Here is a 19,250-nt window from a genome sequence, read left to right as displayed (position 1 = left end):
AAAGCCATGCATCGTTTTACTGCAAAGCTTCCGTGCCATAAGGGTGCTGTTACCGTGGAAAGGGAACTTCATTACCCTTTTCAGCAATCGTGTCGCTATCTTGAGGATCGCTCCCACTCGCTTCTTCCTACGGAACATTAGTTCGCTGATTAACTTCCATCCCATCGAATTCATGCTTCCTCTTACGGAACGTCAGTTCGCTATTTAGCTTGCAGCGTATCGAATTCACGGTTGCACGGAACTACGATTCGTTATTCCGTCTCTAACCTGCCAAAATGCTCTGTTATTCGCAAATAGAGGATCGTACTTCCGTACCACTTGAATGATCACGTGTACATTGCGAAATAGCGAATCACAGTTCCTCTCGCCTGCCCATTAGAGAAACAGAAGGAATCGATGCGCATCGGTAAATATAGGGTAAACTTCGCTTACCACAATGTTATAAGTAAACAAAAAAAGCCTTGATATACAAGGCTTTCTTCTTGGTATGCGGTCGGCGGGATTTGAACCCGCACGTCCATGGGACACCACCCCCTCAAGATGGCGTGTCTGCCGTTCCACCACGACCGCTTAATATAAAATTTGAGGCAATTATTTGCTATTTCACCATTCGAGGAAAATGGTGACCCGTAGGGGACTCGAACCCCTGTTACCTCCGTGAAAGGGAGGTGTCTTAACCACTTGACCAACGGGCCTTATCTAAGCTGCAATCTAACTTGTCTCTTTTTGACGACAAGTGTTATTATAGCGGAATGCCTGTTGAATGACAAGCTTTTTCTTACATTCGGGATGCTCGCGCTTCGATCGCGAGACTCCGCGGCTTGGCATAGCCGCTCCGACGCCCGCTCTTCTCGGGCGCGGGGTTCGACACGACCGCATCCGCGCGCGTTGAAAAGATCGAAACCTTCACTCCTTAAACGCAGAAAAACCGCCCTTCGGCGGTTTCTTGCTTACCTATACGGAGAGAGAGGGATTCGAACCCTCGCACCACTTACGCAGTCTAACCCCTTAGCAGAGGGTCCCCTTATAGCCACTTGGGTATCTCTCCAAAAAAGAAATGGCTCCCCGAACAGGACTCGAACCTGTGACAACTCGATTAACAGTCGAGTGCTCTACCAACTGAGCTATCAGGGAAAGACAATTTTTAATTTATCATGAATGCTCCTGCAAGTCAAGCTTCAGTAGCTTCAATTTACCTCGGCAATTTCCGCAGGCATATTTGCGAGGGTCCATTTTTCTTTTTCGCAAATATTCGGTCGGACAGCTTGTACATACCAGCTTATACCGATACGGCTCCCTGCGCTTGGCTGTTGGCAGTGATTTGCAGAACCGTGTGCCCCCAACCTGCTGCAGCAGTGACTTAAACTCCGCATCCCGGTGCTGGTAGCCCCGCTTCAATATGTGTAGATGATAATGGCATAGCTCATGCTTAATGATTTTTTCAACATCGTCTGCGCCAAACTGCTCATACTGCTGCCAGCTGATTTCAATGTCATGCGACTTGGTGAAATATCTGCCACCAGTTGAAGTAAGCCTGCGATTGAACCGGGCCTGATGCAAAAAAGGGCGCCCAAACGATGTAATAGAAACTCGCTCAATCCACTGCTGCAATTGCTCGTCCTCCATGATCTTCCCCTCCCCGGTCTGATTCATAATCTCACTTGAATTGTAACCGCATCATAGGCTACACTGTCAAGTAGGTATTATTTATCGGAATTTCCATAAACCCAAGCAAACGCCCGAGAGGAGCCTCACCCATGCCCAAAATGAGATATGCGGTTCTACAGCTCAACGAACATATTGAATTCGTTGAGCTGCCTGCAACACATACGTACCAACTAACCGCCTTAAATAAACGTTTGCATAAAGAGCTGGAGAAATTAACAGCATCCAATGTACCTTCTCTACCCAAGGTTATCGCAGAATGCGACGAACTGGATATTGTTACTCAAGAGTACAAGCTGCACCACGGTTTGGCATACATTAATGAACTGGAAAAAACCTTCTCCGCCATCAAGGAAGAAGCCTATCCATTAGTATCCCTTCTAACTGAAATTCGCGCGCTGCAAGCCCAATTAGAGCAGTGGTACGAGGACGAAGAAGAACTGACTTAAGGCTAATTAGGACCTGCACCCATAAGCCCACCCGACCATATCCTATACTATGAGAACGGTTTAAAGCCCCCTGTTTGAGCAGCATGAGAAGGGCCTTTAAGCACGCATAACAGGTTAGCGGGAAGGGGCTGGATCGTTTGCCACAATGGTTATGTAATCAACTGATGCGCGCATTCTATAACAAAAACCGCAGACAAGTAAGGCTGTTGAACGATTGTTGGTTTTTCTACCGGACGCGGCGGAGTGATGCGGAGGAATCTTCGTCATCTCAACTCCATTAGCATAGGGACTCTTTTATGAAAAAACAGAGCAGCAGATTGGAGGACTTCCCTCCTATCTCGTGCTCTGTTTTTTTGTGTATGCGCTAGATTCTGTAAGCTTAAGACGGGTCTTTCATCGTTAAGCTGACACGGCCTTTTTTCAAATCAACGCTCAACACCCATACCGTTACCGTATCTCCAACAGAAACAACATCCTTCGGATGCTTGACGAACGTATTGCTCAATTGAGAAATGTGAACGAGTCCGTCGTTCTTAATTCCAATATCAACGAACGCCCCAAAATCGATAACATTCCGAACCGTTCCCTGCAGCTCCATGCCCGCTTTCAAATCTTCAAGCTGTAACACATCAGTGCGGAATATCGGAGCTGGCAGCTCGTCCCGCGGATCACGTCCAGGACGCTGGAGGCTGTCCAGAATGTCACGGAGCGTAGGTACTCCGACGCCGAGCTTAGTCGCCAGCTCTGCCGCTTCTACCTGCTGCAGCATCTCCTTGAGCTGTTGTGTGCCCACTTGTGTAAGCTCAAGCTTCAGCTCGCGAAACAGGTTGTCTACCGCAGCGTAGGATTCCGGATGAATCGGCGTGCTGTCGAGCGGATTCTTGCCCTCGCTAATCCGCAGAAAGCCTGCACACTGCTCATAAGCCTTCGCACCAAGCCTCGGTACCTTTTGAAGCTGCGCACGGCTTGTAAACTTGCCATTCTCCTCGCGGTACTTCACGATATTTTTGGCCAATGTACTATTGATACCCGAAACATAGGATAACAGCGAAGGAGAAGCTGTATTAACATCCACCCCTACATGGTTAACCGCCGACTCTACAACGAAGGTTAAGCTCTCATCCAGTCTCTTTTGCGTTACATCGTGCTGATACTGTCCTACCCCTATAGCCTTCGGTTCGATCTTCACCAGCTCAGCCAGAGGGTCCTGAAGACGTCTTGCTATCGAGATAGCACTGCGTTCAGCCACATCCAGATCTGGGAACTCACCTGCTGCCAGCTTGGAAGCGGAATATACGCTCGCTCCGGCTTCATTAACGATCAAATATTGCAGGCTGCGATCCTTAATCTCGCTAATTAGCTCAGCGACGAACTGTTCGGTTTCCCTGGATGCCGTACCATTACCGATTACAATCAACTCGACCCCATAGGATTCAATCAGCTTGCGAAACTTAGCCTTTGCCTCCGTTACCTTATTGTTAGGCGGGGTCGGATAGGTTACGGCGATTTCTAGCATTTTGCCCGTATCATCAACAACTGCCAGCTTACAGCCTGTCCGAAACGCAGGATCGACGCCCAGCACTACCTTGCCTTTTACCGGCGCTTGCAGCAGGAGGTTACGCAGATTCTCGGCAAACACCTCAATAGCTTTTTCCTCAGCCATCTCCGTCATTTCATTGCGTACCTCGCGTTCGATCGATGGAGCCAGCAGACGTTTGTAAGCATCCTCAATGACAGTGGTCAACGTTTCTTTTACGACGGAAGGACCTTTCACCAGCTGGCGTCCCATATATTCATGGATTCGGTCAGTCTGAACGTCCATCGCCACCTTCAAAACATCCTCACGCTCTCCGCGATTAATAGCCAAAATCCGATGCGGAGGCAGCTTGCGAACCGGCTCCTGATAGCTGTAATACATCTCGTATACGGATTCCTGTTCGGCGTTCTTCGCTTCCGTCCTTACCATTCCTTGATCATATGTATATTTACGCACCCATGCCCTCACTTTGGCATCGTCCGCGATTTGTTCAGCAATAATGTCCATAGCACCCTGTACGGCTTCCGCAGCGGCAGCTACGCCTTTGTCTTCACTCACGTATTTCCCAGCCTCAATCAGCAAATCTCCTTGACGAGGTTGAGACAGAATCCATTGTGCCAACGGCTCGAGTCCTTTTTCCTTGGCTACACTGGCACGTGTTTTGCGTTTTTGACGGTAAGGCCTATACAGGTCCTCCAGCTCTTGAAGCTTGACCGATTGCTCAATGGATGCCCTCAGCTCGTCCGTCAGCTTGCCCTGCTCATCAATAAGCCGAATAACCTCCAGCTTCCGAGACTCCAGATTACGCAAATACGTCAATCGCTCCTCAATATCGCGCAGCTGGTTTTCGTCCAGCTCTCCTGTCATTTCTTTACGGTAACGTGCGATAAAAGGAATCGTATTGCCTTCATCCAGCAAACCTACTGTCGTACGGACCTTGCCTATCGCTAGCTGCAGCTCTGCTGCAATTTGCTTTTGAATCCGTTCTTGGATCGACGCCTTCATTTCCTCTGTAATCTCTACTTTGTCTTTTGTTTCTTCCAACTGCAACACTTCTTCCTTCGACATCGTCATATATAATAGACCTCCTCGATAGTAGGGAAACAAAAAAAAGAGAAGCCCCTCACGCGGCCCCTCGCTTCAATCCATAAAATGCATTAAAACTCAATCAGTCCCACGCTAATTTGCAATGCATCATCTACTTTGCGCATCGTCTCTTCATCTAGGTGAGTAATTTTATCTGTGAGCCGTTGCTTATCAATCGTGCGAATTTGCTCAAGCAAAATGACAGAATCCCGGTCAAAACCATGAGCCTCCGCGTCAATTTCCACATGCGTTGGCAGCTTTGCCTTTTGAATCTGCGCTGTAATCGCCGCAACGATGACCGTCGGACTGAAGCGATTGCCAATATCATTTTGAATAATTAGAACAGGTCTAATGCCTCCCTGCTCCGATCCAACGACAGGTGATAGATCCGCAAAAAAAACATCGCCACGTTTGACAATCACAGTTACACCCCGCTAACTAAACGATCCAGAGTGTTATCTGCTTCTTCCTCCGCCTGAAATGCCTCCGAGGCCATGTTTAAATTGATCTTCGCCATTTCCATGTAACCCCGCTGCATCGATTCCCTCAGGTGACGTTTCTTCCGCTCAACCAAATAAAGCTTCATCGCCTGGCGAATAAATTCGCTGCGATTGGAGTTTTCCTTTTCCACGATACCGTCTACTTCTTGCAATAAATAGTCCGGTAAGCTAATCATTATTCTTTTCGTGTTATGTGCGTTGGACACCAAGCATGCACCCCCAAAAACATACAAACCATATTACCATTATGGCGAATATACAGCAAAATTATACAAACTGAGTATATGCACTAAGTATAGCAATTATGTTATACCTGTATTCACCACATAATCTCAATTCCACAGAAGTATGTAGTATACTTATTCGCGCTTGAACCTGAAAATCCTCTCCAGCTTTAACAAATTAATGGTTGGCAATTTCAACCAAGGTCTGCTACAGCCGAGAACTCCCGCCCTGCCGCAGCAGCGGGTTGACTGTAGACACTACCACACCGTCTCGGATATAGACCCTAGGAACACGATGCGAAATCATACAAGTGATCTCATAATTAACCGTACCCAGCCAAGCAGCATGCTCTTCCGCTGTAATCCGTTCCTCACCCTGTATACCTAAAATGACAACCTCTTCCTGGCTATCAATATCACCAAGACCGGTTACATTCAACATACATTGATCCATGCAAATTCTGCCAACGACCGGAACCCGCACCCCTTTTACCAAAACTTGGGCTTTTCCAGTCAACATCCGTGAATAACCATCAGCATACCCGATAGGCAAAGTTGCAATCGTTTCTTCCTCTGTGGTTCGATAAATCGTCCCATAGCTGATGCCCGAATCAGGGGGAATGGATTTTACCATCACAACTCCGCTCTTGATGCTAAGCACAGGCTGCAATTCAATTAATTCATGATTGACCTCTTCAGATGGATACATTCCATACATACTAATACCTAGACGTACCATATTATAAGTCAGTTCAGGCGAATCAATTGCCGCGGCGCTGTTGCCAGCATGCACATAAGCAAATTCTATCCCGCGGTCGCGAAAATATTGCACCACCCGGTCAAACCTCTGATACTGCTCTATGGTATAAGCTTTATCCGTTTCATCTGCACAAGCGTAATGGGTAAACAGCCCCTCGATATTCAGTCCTGGGATCTCTAAAGCTCTATTAATAAGAGCGATAGCCTCCGCTTCTGTTGTTAAGCCCAGCCGATTCATCCCTGAATCGATCTTCACATGTATCATCAGCGGCTTCTCTCGCAGCTCCAAACGTTCAAAAGCATCCAATACCTCATGACTGTACACATTAACCGTTATATCGTATTCCCAAGCTGCCTCAAGGCCTTCTGGCGGTGTATAGCCCAATACTAAGATAGGAGCTGTAATACCAGCCTGGCGCAATTCCAAGCCCTCGTCCAAAAAAGCTACCGCTATGTACTCAACACCACAGCGAAGCGCCTCACGGCTAACCTCGACGGCTCCATGTCCGTAAGCGTCCGCTTTGACCACAGCCATCATTTTCACATGTGCAGGCAGTACCCGTCTAAATCCATTCAAGTTGGTTCGTAACGCATCCAAAGAAATTTCTACCCTCGTTGGCCGAAAAAACGAATCCATAAGTCCACCTTCTCTATGACAATCAAGGGAAGCCCCTTGTAACAGGGAGCTTCCCCCTCAACGTGCCGTATGATGATTTTACAATAAACTTATGGTAATCCCATCTCAGACGAGTGTCAATGTACAAAATATTCAATAGGGAATTATCAGGGAAACGTTTGTTGCATTTTTGGTAATGATATCCTCGAGCTTATTTTAGAAGCAACTCGCTACAAGTCTGCTTCAGCAGGAGGATCGACTCACTTCCCTCACTTGCCCATCTCACCCTGTACAGCCTGTGCTACCTTGATCATCTCCGTCATCGGGAGATCCCCAGTTGATAGTCTGAATTCCACACCATCATAAGTCCACATTAATGTTTTCTTCTCATCACCCGTTACGACAGCCAATGTGTAGCCCAAGTCTACGATATCCCCTGGGAGAACAGATACCGTCTGTGTTTGAGGGTGTGATTCCACCAACGTATAGTTATATTTGCCCGAATAGCGCAGCATGACTGCCTTCTCTTCGCCAAGCTTAATCTCATTAACATCCTGCCGCTTCACGCCGCTAGGTGTATAGTAAGGCTCAATGACGCCGAATTGCTTCTGTGCAGCCTTTTGCTTGGAAGTGTCTACGTTAGCACCCGCTGCAGCTCCATTTGCGGCAGTTCCGCTAGCAGCGGCCCCTGCCTTGCCTTGTGCTCCATTAGCTGCTGCTGGCGTGCTGCTATTGGCTCCAGTGCCCGGCGTCGCTGCGGCTCCTGCTTTGGCGCCAGCTGCTTGGCCTGTCACGGTAGCTCCAGCGCCGGTCGCTTGGCCGGCTTGGGTGCCAGTAGCTGCAGCCTTGCCTTGGCCTGCGGCAGCGTCTTTGCCTGCTGCCGCTCCAGTAGCCGTAGCGGCTCCAGCGCTTGCTCCTTGCCCTGCTGCTGCGCCTGTGGCGCCTGCTGTGCCAGCCGCCCCGGCTTTAGTGCCGCTTGCAGCTGTTGTTCCGGCTTTGCCCGCATCAGCAGCCTTAGCATCGCTCGCTGGAGCGGCTGCCATAGTTGGCAAAGACTCGATCTTCCAGCTTGTCATATTGCGCTGCATATCGAACGAATCCTTTTCAAACTTCTTACTAAACTCAAACTGATTGAAATCCACAATTACCATGACGTTCGCGTTTGAGTCAGACACTTCCACATGCTGTGGAGCATAAGTCTTTTTATCCAGCCAAATCTTCTGCCGTGCCAACGAACCGTTTTGATAATTGGCCAACACGTCGAACACGTATCCTTTATCATCTGTTGTAAATTGACGCTCATTATCTAGCAGAATGCTCTGAACCAAAGACTGATACAAATACACCTGCCCTTGATTCTCTGGCCAATCACTCTGGAAGCGGAAGCTTTTGTTCAAATGAGGAGTCAAAACAAACACCCCATCATCATTGCGCAATACGATTTGTGTAATATCCTTCTTGTCATTTTTCAAAGAAATGCGGTAATAATGAGGGTTCTGGTACCATACATCCACTTGATACTCCTGCGGCTCCTGACCGGTATGCAAGATCATACGCCCACTACCCTGATAGCTCTCCAGCTTGTTCAACATCGTGTCCAAATCCTTAACCACTGATCCTGCATCCTTCTTGCCGCACCCCGCCAACACAAGGCTTAAGCACATCACTAAGGCAATCACCCACGTGACTCGCCGCATTTCAATCCCCTCCAGCACATAGTAAATAGCAACTGATAACATGTCTATGTGGGGACTTGGACAATTATGCAGACAAGGTTGACGAGTTGTTAAACTTTTGGCAGGGTGGCTGGTGAACGGCGGTCATTCGGAGCTGACGGTATACAGAAAAGAGAGAAGCGCTTGACCTCCCCCTTTTGGCTTTCGTGCATGAGTATGGCGCTTATGGAACAAGCTTGAGAAGACTAGGTTTTCGCTGTTGCTGTTGAGGTCCTGACAACCAATTCAGGCTTGTATATGACCGATTGTAATTGGGAGCCTTGCTGTTTCCCTTCAATCAAGTCAACAATCAATTTAGCTGCATCCAGTCCCATGGTTCTTTTGGGATGTATAACAGAGGTGAGTTTCACTTCCGACATTTCAGCCAAATAGGAATCGTCATATCCGACTACAGAAACATCTTCAGGGACATTAATATTTAGTTCTCTAAAAAAATTAATGATGTAAAGGGCAATGGCATCGTTATAACTAAAAATTGCTGTTATATCATATTTATGGTTATTGAATAGATGTATTATTTCATTTTGAATCTTCTCTCTCGGGTCCTCTGTATTATAAGATATGATCAGTCCTGGAATTATTGGCACGTTATGAGCTCGGTGGGCCCGAATAAACCCATTCATTCTATTGACGCCTTGCAGGTCATCCGCCTTAAAAATTCCAATGATCTTTTTATGGCCCAGTTGAATTAAATGCTCGGTTGCAATATATCCTCCCTGCTCCTCATCCATAGTTAGACTAGGCGCTTGAAGTTGTGGATATAAGGCATTTAACATGACATAGGGTATATTGTTTGTTTCCATGTTTAAATAATAATTGATATTTGGGTTATATATCGCGCTTTTAGTGGGTTCAACAATTATAGCATCTACATTTCGGGCTAAAATAGAATCTATGCATTTTTTCTCTTTTTCTATGTTATTATTAGTACTCGTTAAAATAAACATATAATCCGTACTGCTTAAATACGACTCGATTCCTCTTATGATAGAGGAAAAAATATATTCGGAGATATACGTAGTGATTACGCCAATAGTCTTGTATGAATGAGATTTGCTTCTTTTAGATTGATCCGCACAAAATGTCCCCTTTCCCTGCCATCGGTAAATCCACCCTTCTTTCTCTAAATCCCCTATAGCTTGCCGAACCGTATGACGGCTAACGTCAAATATCTCCATAATGTCGTTCTCGGTGCCAATTTTTTCGTGAGGCGAAACTTTGCCTTGCAATATCCAAGACTTTATCTCGTCTTTAACCATTACATATTTTGATTTCATAAAAATCTCCTAGTTTAGTAATGTCTGTCCATACTTAATGTCAACCACTACGCTTTAAGACCTTAACCTTACAGAAAACTCCACCTTCTTTTTCATCGAAAGTGGAGTTTTTCATTAAACCGTGCAAACCATTATTTTAAAGCTTCTGTCATATCCTTTTGAGCTTTTTCCAAAGCCTTTTCAGCTGTCATCGATCCATTTATAGCTATTGGATCCATAATCTCACCATAGATTTGGTTTATTTGTTGGAAACGGATAGATGTCTCATCATCAGCCATCTTAGGATCGATAGTTTTAACGATATTGAGCATTAAGTCCATCTCTTTCTGGAAGGCGGTGTACTTTAACCCCTCATTGATAAGACTTGTACGCACAGGAATAAAGTTAGAAGCCTCAGCGAACGCTTTCATATTTGCTTTATTGGTCATATAGTCAATAAAGATTGCTGCAGCATTTGGATATTTGGTGCCTTTGTATGCAAAGATTGAATTGCCGCCCATATCGGAACCGCTTTTACCATTAACTTGAGGCATATAAGTAACTCCCCAATTACCTGGCATGTTTTCTTCCATGTAAGAGAGATGCCAGCTGCCGGAAAACGTAAACGCTATTTTCTTAGCAACGAAAAGCAAATTGGCTGCTGGTTCCTGTGTAAAACCGGTCTTCACAACGAGCTTTTCTTTCTGCCATGATTCATAAAGCTTTGTAGCTGCAAGAGCTTCCGGTGAATTGATGGTTATAGATTTCATATCTTTACTCAGAACCGATCCGCCGTTCATGTAGATAAATGGAAGATAGCGGTAACCGGAGCCATTCTCCCAAATTCCCCCAAAAGCATATTCCAAATTATTGTCTGCTTTAAGTTTACGTGCATTGGCCGTAAGTTCCTCCCACGTCCAGCCGTCTGTAGCATTTTTAGGAATTCTTATTCCCGATTTCTCGAACATAGCCTTATTGTAGAAAATAGCCATTGTATCCGTATGGTGAGGCATAGCTACAAGCTTTCCGTTATATGTTACAGCTGATCGAAATGCGGGAACCAGATCGTTAAGACTTTCTTCGGAAATTTTACCTGTGAGGTCAAGCATAACATTGTTCTCTTTAAATTTTCCAAGTCTTTGATAGGTGTAGCGCACAATATCAGGCCAATCGTTACCGGCAATTCTTGTGTCGAGGGTTTGTCTAAACGTATTTGATGGATAAACCTGTGGGTCTAATTTAATTTCTGGATGATCTTTTGCAAAATTCTTTATCATGAGATCCCAACCAGCTTTATCAGATGAAGATGATTCCCAATACGCTACCTTAAGTACGGCATCTTTCTCTGCAACTCCGGTACCAGCAGTTTCTGTTTTACCACCTGAAGGTGTACTGCACGCGGCCACGGAAACGACCATACTCAAGGCACACAACGTTGATAGCTTTCTCTTAAACTGATGAATTGACATATTCTCTCCTCCTTTTAATAGATAAACCATCAAAGCTTAACAACTTGTAGTTAGATAAAAGAGCAACATCAGCTAGCCTTTAATGCCTGTATGGGTTATTCCCTGCACAAACTGCTTCTGAAAAGCAAAAAATACTATCAAAACAGGAATAATCGAGATAAGAGCAGCACTCATTAGATCGTTCCAGTTAACATAATTCACTCCATTTAACATCGATAGTCCGAGTTGTACAGTGTACATCTTTTTATCTGAAAGTATGATTAAAGGCCACTGGAAATCATTCCAACGCCACATTACTGTGAAAATAACCAGAACGCCAAGAAGAGGTTTTACGTTTGGAAAAACAATCTTACTAAATATATGAAACTCACTTGCACCATCCATACGCCCCGATTCAATAAGCTCATCCGGTATTTCAGACATGAATTGACGAGAAAGGAACAATCCGAAAGCTTCTGCACAAGTAGGCAAAATGAGTCCTGCATAAGTATTAAGCAAACCCAGCTTAGATACGATGATAAAGTTAGGAATCATAGTTACCTGTATTGGAATCATCAATGTGCTCAATACGATTAAGAACATGAGCTCCTTGCCCTTAAATTTGTACTTAGCAAATGCGTAGCCCGCAAGGAGATTAATAAAAACGGTAATAATAGTTGCAATGGATGTAACGATGATACTGTTTTTAAAATAAGTAGGGAAATCCGTTACTGACATTGATTTTGCAAAGTTCCCCCAAAAAAATTCGCCTGGCCATAGTTTAGGAGGAAATTCAAAGATTTCACCTAAAGGCTTTACTGCCGTTACAAACATCCAATAAAACGGAAATAGAACAACAATAGATACGATCACCATTAGTACATAAGTAAAAATATGCGATGCCTTTGGTGGCCGTATTAGCTGATTTTTTTGTTTTTTTATCATACGTTCTCCTTGTTTGATTTAAGTCTGAACAGAGTAAATATCATAAGAATTAGAAATAAAATAACACCCGATGCAGATGCGCGACCAAAATAATTCAACTTAAACGCAGTATCATAAACGTGCATTACAAGAGTTGTTGTTGCATTAAGAGGACCACCTTTGGTCATAACATATATCAAATCGAATGAACGGAATGAGTGAATGACAACCGTAATTAAGATGAAAGTATGAATAGGCTTAAGGAGAGGCATTGTTATAAAACGAAACTTTTGCCAAGAGTTTGCACCGTCAATGGTGGCAGCCTCATAATACTCGGGGGATATTCCTTGAAGTGCCGCCAAATAAATGACCATATTGTACCCTATTCTGCTCCAGAGAGTACCAACGATAATCATTACCATTGCCATATTGGGATTTGTTGACCAGCCAATAGAATTTATACCAAAGGAATTGAGAATATAGTTAATGAGTCCCAATTGGTCATTGAACAACCATACAAAAACCATACCAACAACAACGGACGATATTATGGAGGGAATGAACAATACACTACGGAAGAACGATCTAAATTTAATTTTTTGATTTAATAAAAGTGCAAACATGAGTGACATTATCATTAGAATAGGAACGGTTGCTACCGTGAATAGGATTGTCACCCAAACAGACTTTCTAAATACCTCATCACCCAAGAGATATAAGTAGTTATCAAATCCTATAAATACAGGACTACCCATGCCTCCCCATTTGACAAGGCTATAGTAAAAAGTCATTAAAATCGGAATAATCATAAAGCATAGAAACAGAAGCATATTTGGCAAAATAAAAAGATAAGGAACTACTTTTATATCATTCCAAAATGGTTCTTTATTTTTTACAAACAAATTCTGTCACCTACTAACATTATTATTCGTTTCGCTACATACGCCCCATGATCCGGTCGAGGTATATTGGACCAACGTCTTCCTTCACCGTTGAATTGTGGTAACCAAAGAGCCAGAACTTCAAACATCTCATCACACCTATCCCATACTTCCTTTGTATTGCAGAATGCATCTGTTAACAGGTTGTGAAGTTTAAGCAACTTGACGAGTTCGCGGTCACCCGCGTAAGTGCTGCCTGTACGGCCATATTGTACGCATGTATCAGTGCACTGCTGCGTTTAATTACCTACGTATTGATCCACACCATATTTTAAGGGGGACTTCAGCATCACATTGAAACGCTTCCAAACCGCCAACACATGCCATGCAAAATAGTGTCTTTTACAGCCACTTTCTAATTCAACGTTGATACTACTGTTGCAGAAAGACTTATTCGATTTTAATCATATGTTGGCAATGGGTTGATATCTTTTGCAGGTTTTCTTCATCCATGTCCATTAATTGAAACTCCGATCTTGGAACTCCTGAACAGCTAAGATATCCATCATCAAGCGTCTTGTTAACCCTACACTTCCAGCATTACTCCTTGCATTTTTAAGCATTAGCTAACCTCCACTAAGTAATCTGAGTACCTTACCGATTTGGTTTTATTTTCAGCTTACCTCCTATTCATACGTACAAATCAAATCTTTTATTATGATTTGTAAAAGTTATACGCACGAATGAATACGCTCTCAATGTATGTCAAATGAAAAATAATTATTCCAACCTTTAAAATTTGGTTTTTTGGGGGCTGTATGCATCTCCCGTTCCTTGCCTCAACCCATTTGGCCGTGCTATTCCCCACCGCAACCAAGATTCCCCTCCAAAGGGAAAACCTAATTCAAGCAAGGTCACAAGGTTCGAGCAAAAATAAAAGATTGCAGCCGTCATCCGCGTTATCTTCAGATCGTCACGTTCTCTATCCTATCGAATGCATTTGGTTCGTCGCGGCAACGTTTCACAGCGTTTTCTAGAAACTTTACCTTAAAGTTTTTACCAGCTACTATTAGGGCAGCAAATAAAAACTCCTACAACCGGGTGGTTATAGGAGCAGGTAACGACTAGTAAACTTAAATTAAGGTAAACATTATCTTCTTTTTAACCTAAAATTAAAATATAATGAAGTAAACTACTATTATTCTAAGGGGATTCCGTACATGTCATCTTTTGTATCCGTTATCGGTACCGTTTTTGTTGATTGCAAAGGTTTTTCAAAAAATGAATACATTCCTACAGGCCGCAATCTGGGCAGCATCCAATTTGTTCATGGGGGCGTTGGACGTAACGTTGCTGAGAATCTAGCAAACCTTGAGCTTACTACCTCTTTTGTATCAACAGTAGACAGCACTGGTCTCGGCGATGAGATCATTCAACGTTTAAAAAAATCCAATGCTCACACAGAGTACCTCGGTAAAATTAATCAGGGTATGGGAATGTGGTTAGCTGTATTAGATGAAAACGGCAATCTGGCCGGCTCCATTTCACAAATGCCGCAGCTGGATGAGCTTGAAAGAACGATTAAGACCTCGGGGAGAAAGATAGTGCAACAATCCTCGCACATTGTACTGGAGCTAGACCTCAACGAACAAATTTCCAAAAGCGTAGTCGAGCTCTCCTTGCAGGAAAATAAGCCTGTCTTCGGTATTCCAGGGAATTTAGATGTTATTTTGTCCAACATTTCTCTGCTTAATCAGCTTGAATGCTTTATTTGCAATGATATCGAGGCGGGACGCCTTTTAGAAAAAAACATTGAAGTGCTGAGCCAAGACGAACTGATCCAAGAGTTAATTGCGTTCGTACAAACCATCGGCCTTCGTTCCATGGTTATCACATTAGGAGAGAACGGCTCCGTTTACTATGATTCTAGAACCAAAGAATCCGGCTATCAGCCCGTATTCCCTGTTAAGTTAGTTGATTCCAGCGGCGCTGGCGATGCCTTCTTCTCGGGAACTGTCATGGGACTTGTTCGAGGCTTGTCACTTAAGGAAGCCGTTGTTTGCGGGACAAAGGTTGCAGGCTGGACTATTGAGTCTCAGGAGAATAATTGTCCGGAGTTACGGAGCAAATATAAAGAGGATGAGTATTTTCAGGGGTTGTTGGTGAAGAAGTAGGAAAGACTCCTATGGTTATTTCACTAGTTTGTTGTAATAGTTAATGATATGCAATTTTAGTAGGTACAATTGAAAGAGCCGTTTTGTCCTTGCTGCTGGTCAGCTCAAATGGACAAACCGGCTTTTAATTGCGGACTCCTATAATTACTAAACTGTGTAATAGTTTTATTTAATCATATTTACATTTCTATTTCAAAATATATTTAGTAAAATGAAACAAAGAATGCGAAAATCATGAAGAAGGAGACTACTACGTGTGTCAACTAAGTATTATTATTCCAACCTACAATGAGAGAGTGAATGTACGTCTAATTGTTAATAGGATTGTACAAGCATTATCTGATAATCCGATAGATTATGAAATATTATTCATTGACGATAGCCGGGATGATACACCCGATGTACTAAAAGAACTGGCTTCCCTTTTCCCACAAGTGAGATACCTTCACCGAGAAAATGCTAAGGGACTGGGCACTGCAGTTGTGGAGGGTTTTCAACTATCTAGAGGACGACATTTAATTGTAATGGACGCAGATTTGCAGCATCCTCCAGAATTAATTCCGTTGATATATCATCGATTGTCCGAAATAGACGTAGTGATTCCAAGTCGTTTTATTCAAGGCGGTTCAGACGGTGGGTTAAATTGGCTTCGAAAATTCGTTTCGTGGACAGCTAGATCAATCGGTCGTATCTTCATTAAGAAAACAAGAAATATATCAGACTGTACCGGAGGTTTTTTCGGACTAAATCGTGATGTCATTGAAAAGGTAGCATTAGACCCTATTGGTTGGAAAATCCTTATGGAAATTCTGGTAAAGGGAAATTACCGAACGGTGCATGAAATCCCATATTCTTTTGTTGCAAGGGATTCTGGGGAATCAAAAATGAGCATCAATGAACAGTGGAATTATTTGCGTCATATTGCAAGGTTAATGTTACGCAGCCCTGATGATAGGCGCTTCTACTTATTTTGTTTCGTTGGGATTCTAGGGGTTATAGTCAACTTGTTTGTCTTTACAATATTAGTTAATTTGCTCGCTATCCCCTCTTTATTAGCATCCGCTGTGGCATCGATTGTTGCAATGCTGCACAATTTTGTATGGCATGACAAGCTTACTTGGAAAGACTACTCCAAAACAAAACTATCGGAGCGCATACTTCAGTTTCCAAAATTTATGGTTATATCAACCTTAGGTATTGCCCTCACAACTTCATTCGTTCAACTATTTATTATGAATGAGTGGAATATTTATTTGGGCCAGACAGCAGGTATCATCGTTGGAACCTTGTGGAATTATTTCGCAAATAAAAAATGGACATGGTCAAATCCCAGCAAAAAACGAAACACTCGAGATATTCTCGTAACTCAGGAGATAGGGCAACAAAACTCATTTTAGTAAACAGTAAATATAAAACTAATTAAAAGAATATTAGATAACAGAGGTGTCCTAAAATTTTATGGAATCAAGTGAGCAGAAGCAGGGCAACAAATTTTACTGGTATCCTTTAATGGTTGGGGGACTTCATATCCTACTGTCCCTTGCACTAGTGTTTGTAGTTAAGCATTGGATCCCATTTAACACGAACATAACGCAAACTAATTGGATAGAAGGATTTGGATCGTGGGATGGACAATGGTATATGAACATAGCAAAAGAAGGCTACACGACTATTCAGTCCACAGCATTTTTTCCCATTTATCCTCTTTTACTACAAATAATGAGTAAAGTAAGCTCTCTCACCTATTTACAGAGTGGTTTGTTGATTTCAAATGTAGCTTTCTTCTTCGCAATATTTTTTTCATACAAGTTTGTTGAACAAAAATGGGGAATTCCAGTAGCGAAAAAAGCAATATGGCTACTTGCAGCGTTTCCAACGGCCTTGTTTTATCATACGGTGTATACCGAGTCCTTGACACTTCTAACGACTGTACTTTTTTTCTATTTTTTGCAAAAGAACAAGTGGTACGCGGCTATGATAAGCGGATTTATTGCAACAGGTGTACACGATCTCGGAGTTGTATTGGCATTCCCAGCTCTATTCTATCTTTGGAAAAACAAAGAGTCTTACAGTCGATCTAAATTTATTGTAAGATTTCTTAGCATTAGTATTATCGGTTTAAGTTTACTTTTTTATATGATATTTCTGTACATAAAGTTTGGAACTCCTTTTGCCTTTGTTCAGGCGCAAGCCTTCTGGCATAGGGAAGCGGTTGTTCCAGTACTCAGCATCTTTTATGTAATGTTAAAGGTTGCTTATAAAATTTTCATTCTAGGAAAACCAGATTGGAATTACTGCTTCATGATGATTGTAAATGCTGCTTGTACACTATCTTTTGTTTACGCAGCTGTGCTCATGTTTAGAAACAAAACAATATCCGTAGGTCTGAAAACATTCTTTGGTGTTACTCTTTTGTTATCAATTGTATCGGGTACAGGAGGAGATCTACAGTCATTCGGGCGGTTTATGGTTGTAATCTTTCCAGGGTTTATAATAATGGCTCTCAAAATGAAAAAAATGGGGTTTACTATTTCACTTATTAGTATGCTGTTGCTAAAATTTTTATTGTTGGGGATGTTTACTAACGGATTTTGGGTAACGTAAAAAGTCATATATCAATTCCTCATCCATCGATTAAATAGAATGTAAACAAGACCATGTAATCTACAATTTGTAGGTACATGGTCTTGTTTATTACTCGTTGAATATCCTTGACTTTCTTAACAAACTAAAAAGGTATCTGTCCCCTTTTTTATTTCGTTACCGCAGCTTCCTGTGAAGCAGCTAAAATCTCAGCTCCAGCTTTTAGCAGATCAGCCTTGTCAGTTTGCTCCCAAGGAACATTCAGATCATTACGTCCGAAATGTCCGTAAGCCGCAGTTTGCCGATAAATCGGTCGACGCAAATCAAGCATTTTAATAATACCAGCCGGTCTTAGATCAAAATGCTCTCTTACAAGTTTAACCATCAACTTATCACTGATAGTACCGGTACCAAAAGTATTTACAGCAATCGAAACAGGCTTAGCTACACCTATAGCGTAGGCCAACTGTACTTCGCATTTATCAGCCAATCCTGCAGCCACGATATTCTTAGCTACATAACGTGCGGCATAAGCAGCGGAACGATCTACTTTAGTTGGATCCTTACCCGAGAAAGCTCCACCGCCATGACGTGCATATCCACCATAAGTGTCAACGATGATTTTTCTGCCTGTTAAACCTGCATCACCTTGAGGTCCACCGATTACAAAACGGCCTGTAGGATTAATGAAGTAGTTTGTATTCTCATCAATAAACTCGTGAGGTACAACAGGTTTAATTACATGCTCATGCATATCTTCCTTGATCTGTTCCAAAGTCACATCCGGACTGTGTTGAGTAGAGATAACAATCGTTTCAATTCGAACCGGCTTCTCCCCCTCGTACTCAACAGTAACCTGAGTCTTTGCATCAGGGCGCAAGTAAGTTAAGGTGCCATTTTTTCTAATTTCAGCTAAACGACGAGCCAATTTATGTGACAGAGCAATAGGAAGCGGCATAAGCTCAGGTGTTTCATTGCAAGCAAACCCAAACATAAGTCCTTGGTCCCCTGCTCCAATCGCGTCAATATCATCCTCGCTCATTTGTCCTTCACGGGCTTCTAGCGCATTGTTAACACCCATAGCGATATCTGGGGATTGTTCGTTAATCGCCGTTATAACAGCACTTGTCTCGGAATCAAAACCAAACTTAGCACGTGTATAGCCAATCTCTTTAATAGTTTGTCTGGCTACTTTATTGTAGTCCACTTTTGCTGTTGTAGTAATTTCGCCTGTAACCAATAGTAACCCCGTTGAGGTTGCTGTTTCACAAGCTACACGCGCATTAGGATCCTGTGCTAAAATCGCATCTAAAATAGCGTCGGAAATTTGATCGCACATTTTATCTGGATGCCCTTCAGTAACTGATTCTGACGTAAATAAGTGTCTATCTTCATTCATACTAGTTTGTTCC

16 protein-coding genes and 4 tRNA genes are annotated in these 19,250 nt (G+C 43.0%); 5 read left to right on the top strand and 15 right to left on the bottom strand.

Features of this window, described 5'->3' with window-relative positions; genetic code table 11:
* Positions 1-488: 488 nt before the first annotated feature.
* From GC093_RS07170 to GC093_RS07150, 5 genes are all read right to left on the bottom strand, one after another.
* Positions 489-570: transfer RNA gene (locus GC093_RS07170), tRNA-Leu, on the bottom strand.
* A 50-nt stretch (positions 571-620) separates the two neighbouring features.
* A tRNA-Glu gene (locus GC093_RS07165) sits at positions 621-695 on the bottom strand.
* A 264-nt stretch (positions 696-959) separates the two neighbouring features.
* A tRNA-Ser gene (locus GC093_RS07160) sits at positions 960-1,048 on the bottom strand.
* A 10-nt stretch (positions 1,049-1,058) separates the two neighbouring features.
* A tRNA-Asn gene (locus GC093_RS07155) sits at positions 1,059-1,134 on the bottom strand.
* An 18-nt stretch (positions 1,135-1,152) separates the two neighbouring features.
* Entirely contained in the window at positions 1,153-1,626 is a 474-nt protein-coding gene (locus GC093_RS07150; RefSeq protein WP_171651186.1) for a SprT family protein, read from the bottom strand.
* Between the two features lie 131 nt (positions 1,627-1,757).
* Between GC093_RS07150 and GC093_RS07145 the strand changes: the two genes are divergently transcribed.
* Entirely contained in the window at positions 1,758-2,114 is a 357-nt protein-coding gene (locus tag GC093_RS07145) for a hydrolase/acyltransferase (RefSeq protein ID WP_171651185.1), read from the top strand.
* A gap of 137 nt (positions 2,115-2,251) precedes the next feature.
* Positions 2,252-2,395: a cortex morphogenetic protein CmpA gene (gene cmpA, locus GC093_RS07140; protein WP_171651184.1), complete on the top strand. Its 144-nt coding sequence runs from the start codon at positions 2,252-2,254 to the stop codon at positions 2,393-2,395.
* A gap of 98 nt (positions 2,396-2,493) precedes the next feature.
* Here the strand turns inward: cmpA and GC093_RS07135 are convergent, their stop codons facing one another.
* The 9 genes from GC093_RS07135 to GC093_RS07095 form a co-directional block, all read right to left on the bottom strand.
* Complete coding sequence (locus tag GC093_RS07135) at positions 2,494-4,719, bottom strand: Tex family protein (protein WP_171651283.1); 2,226 nt, start codon at positions 4,717-4,719, stop codon at positions 2,494-2,496.
* 89 nt (positions 4,720-4,808) lie between these two features.
* Positions 4,809-5,159, bottom strand: a complete 351-nt coding sequence (locus GC093_RS07130) for a type II toxin-antitoxin system PemK/MazF family toxin (RefSeq protein WP_014649298.1) — start codon at positions 5,157-5,159, stop codon at positions 4,809-4,811.
* A 2-nt stretch (positions 5,160-5,161) separates the two neighbouring features.
* Positions 5,162-5,443 carry a CopG family ribbon-helix-helix protein gene (locus GC093_RS07125; RefSeq protein WP_076235529.1) on the bottom strand — a complete coding sequence of 94 codons (282 nt, stop codon included), beginning with the start codon at positions 5,441-5,443 and terminating at the stop codon, positions 5,162-5,164.
* Between the two features lie 226 nt (positions 5,444-5,669).
* On the bottom strand, positions 5,670-6,857 hold the full coding sequence (alr, locus tag GC093_RS07120; protein WP_171651183.1) for an alanine racemase: 1,188 nt from the start codon (positions 6,855-6,857) through the stop codon (positions 5,670-5,672).
* Positions 6,858-7,105: 248 nt separating this feature from the next.
* On the bottom strand, positions 7,106-8,533 hold the full coding sequence (locus GC093_RS07115; RefSeq protein ID WP_171651182.1) for an outer membrane lipoprotein-sorting protein: 1,428 nt from the start codon (positions 8,531-8,533) through the stop codon (positions 7,106-7,108).
* Between the two features lie 224 nt (positions 8,534-8,757).
* On the bottom strand, positions 8,758-9,849 hold the full coding sequence (locus GC093_RS07110; RefSeq protein ID WP_171651181.1) for a GntR family transcriptional regulator: 1,092 nt from the start codon (positions 9,847-9,849) through the stop codon (positions 8,758-8,760).
* Positions 9,850-9,980: 131 nt separating this feature from the next.
* Positions 9,981-11,297, bottom strand: coding sequence for an ABC transporter substrate-binding protein (locus GC093_RS07105; RefSeq protein ID WP_171651180.1), 1,317 nt, complete (start codon positions 11,295-11,297; stop codon positions 9,981-9,983).
* A gap of 72 nt (positions 11,298-11,369) precedes the next feature.
* Positions 11,370-12,221 (bottom strand): carbohydrate ABC transporter permease, encoded by an 852-nt coding sequence (locus GC093_RS07100; RefSeq protein ID WP_171651179.1) that lies wholly within the window; start codon positions 12,219-12,221, stop codon positions 11,370-11,372.
* A complete protein-coding gene (locus GC093_RS07095) occupies positions 12,218-13,102 on the bottom strand; it encodes a carbohydrate ABC transporter permease (RefSeq protein ID WP_171651178.1) in 885 nt (294 codons plus the stop codon). Before GC093_RS07095 ends, GC093_RS07100 begins: the two co-directional genes overlap by 4 nt.
* Positions 13,103-14,301: 1,199 nt before the next feature.
* Between GC093_RS07095 and GC093_RS07090 the strand changes: the two genes are divergently transcribed.
* From GC093_RS07090 to GC093_RS07080, 3 genes are all read left to right on the top strand, one after another.
* Complete coding sequence (locus tag GC093_RS07090) at positions 14,302-15,255, top strand: PfkB family carbohydrate kinase (RefSeq protein WP_171651177.1); 954 nt, start codon at positions 14,302-14,304, stop codon at positions 15,253-15,255.
* A gap of 254 nt (positions 15,256-15,509) precedes the next feature.
* The gene (locus GC093_RS36585) at positions 15,510-16,652 is read left to right on the top strand and encodes a glycosyltransferase (protein WP_171651176.1); all 1,143 of its coding nucleotides are present in this window, start codon (positions 15,510-15,512) and stop codon (positions 16,650-16,652) included.
* Positions 16,653-16,713: 61 nt separating this feature from the next.
* Positions 16,714-17,859: a mannosyltransferase family protein gene (locus tag GC093_RS07080; RefSeq protein ID WP_312886469.1), complete on the top strand. Its 1,146-nt coding sequence runs from the start codon at positions 16,714-16,716 to the stop codon at positions 17,857-17,859.
* A 148-nt stretch (positions 17,860-18,007) separates the two neighbouring features.
* On the opposite strand, the gene metK is transcribed toward GC093_RS07080, so the two are convergent.
* Positions 18,008-19,237, bottom strand: a complete 1,230-nt coding sequence (gene metK, locus GC093_RS07075; protein WP_171651174.1) for a methionine adenosyltransferase — start codon at positions 19,235-19,237, stop codon at positions 18,008-18,010.
* Between the last annotated feature and the right edge of the window lie 13 nt (positions 19,238-19,250).

Source organism: Paenibacillus foliorum, assembly GCF_013141765.1.
Lineage (GTDB): Bacteria > Bacillota > Bacilli > Paenibacillales > NBRC-103111 > Paenibacillus_S > Paenibacillus_S foliorum.
Note: the sequence above shows the minus strand (reverse complement) of the source record. Positions and strands in the feature narration are given on the sequence as shown.

What these genes read in the sequence shown, in the direction of transcription:
- GC093_RS07150 (WP_171651186.1), bottom strand. Translation starts at nt 1,626, where the DNA reads ATGGAGGACGAGCAATTGCAGCAGTGGATTGAGCGAGTTTCTATTACA.
- GC093_RS07145 (WP_171651185.1), top strand. Translation starts at nt 1,758, where the DNA reads ATGCCCAAAATGAGATATGCGGTTCTACAGCTCAACGAACATATTGAA.
- GC093_RS07110 (WP_171651181.1), bottom strand. Translation starts at nt 9,849, where the DNA reads ATGAAATCAAAATATGTAATGGTTAAAGACGAGATAAAGTCTTGGATA.
- alr (WP_171651183.1), bottom strand. Translation starts at nt 6,857, where the DNA reads ATGGATTCGTTTTTTCGGCCAACGAGGGTAGAAATTTCTTTGGATGCG.
- GC093_RS07090 (WP_171651177.1), top strand. Translation starts at nt 14,302, where the DNA reads ATGTCATCTTTTGTATCCGTTATCGGTACCGTTTTTGTTGATTGCAAA.
- GC093_RS07115 (WP_171651182.1), bottom strand. Translation starts at nt 8,533, where the DNA reads ATGCGGCGAGTCACGTGGGTGATTGCCTTAGTGATGTGCTTAAGCCTT.
- GC093_RS07135 (WP_171651283.1), bottom strand. Translation starts at nt 4,719, where the DNA reads ATGTCGAAGGAAGAAGTGTTGCAGTTGGAAGAAACAAAAGACAAAGTA.
- GC093_RS07080 (WP_312886469.1), top strand. Translation starts at nt 16,714, where the DNA reads ATGGAATCAAGTGAGCAGAAGCAGGGCAACAAATTTTACTGGTATCCT.
- GC093_RS07105 (WP_171651180.1), bottom strand. Translation starts at nt 11,297, where the DNA reads ATGTCAATTCATCAGTTTAAGAGAAAGCTATCAACGTTGTGTGCCTTG.
- metK (WP_171651174.1), bottom strand. Translation starts at nt 19,237, where the DNA reads ATGAATGAAGATAGACACTTATTTACGTCAGAATCAGTTACTGAAGGG.
- GC093_RS07100 (WP_171651179.1), bottom strand. Translation starts at nt 12,221, where the DNA reads ATGATAAAAAAACAAAAAAATCAGCTAATACGGCCACCAAAGGCATCG.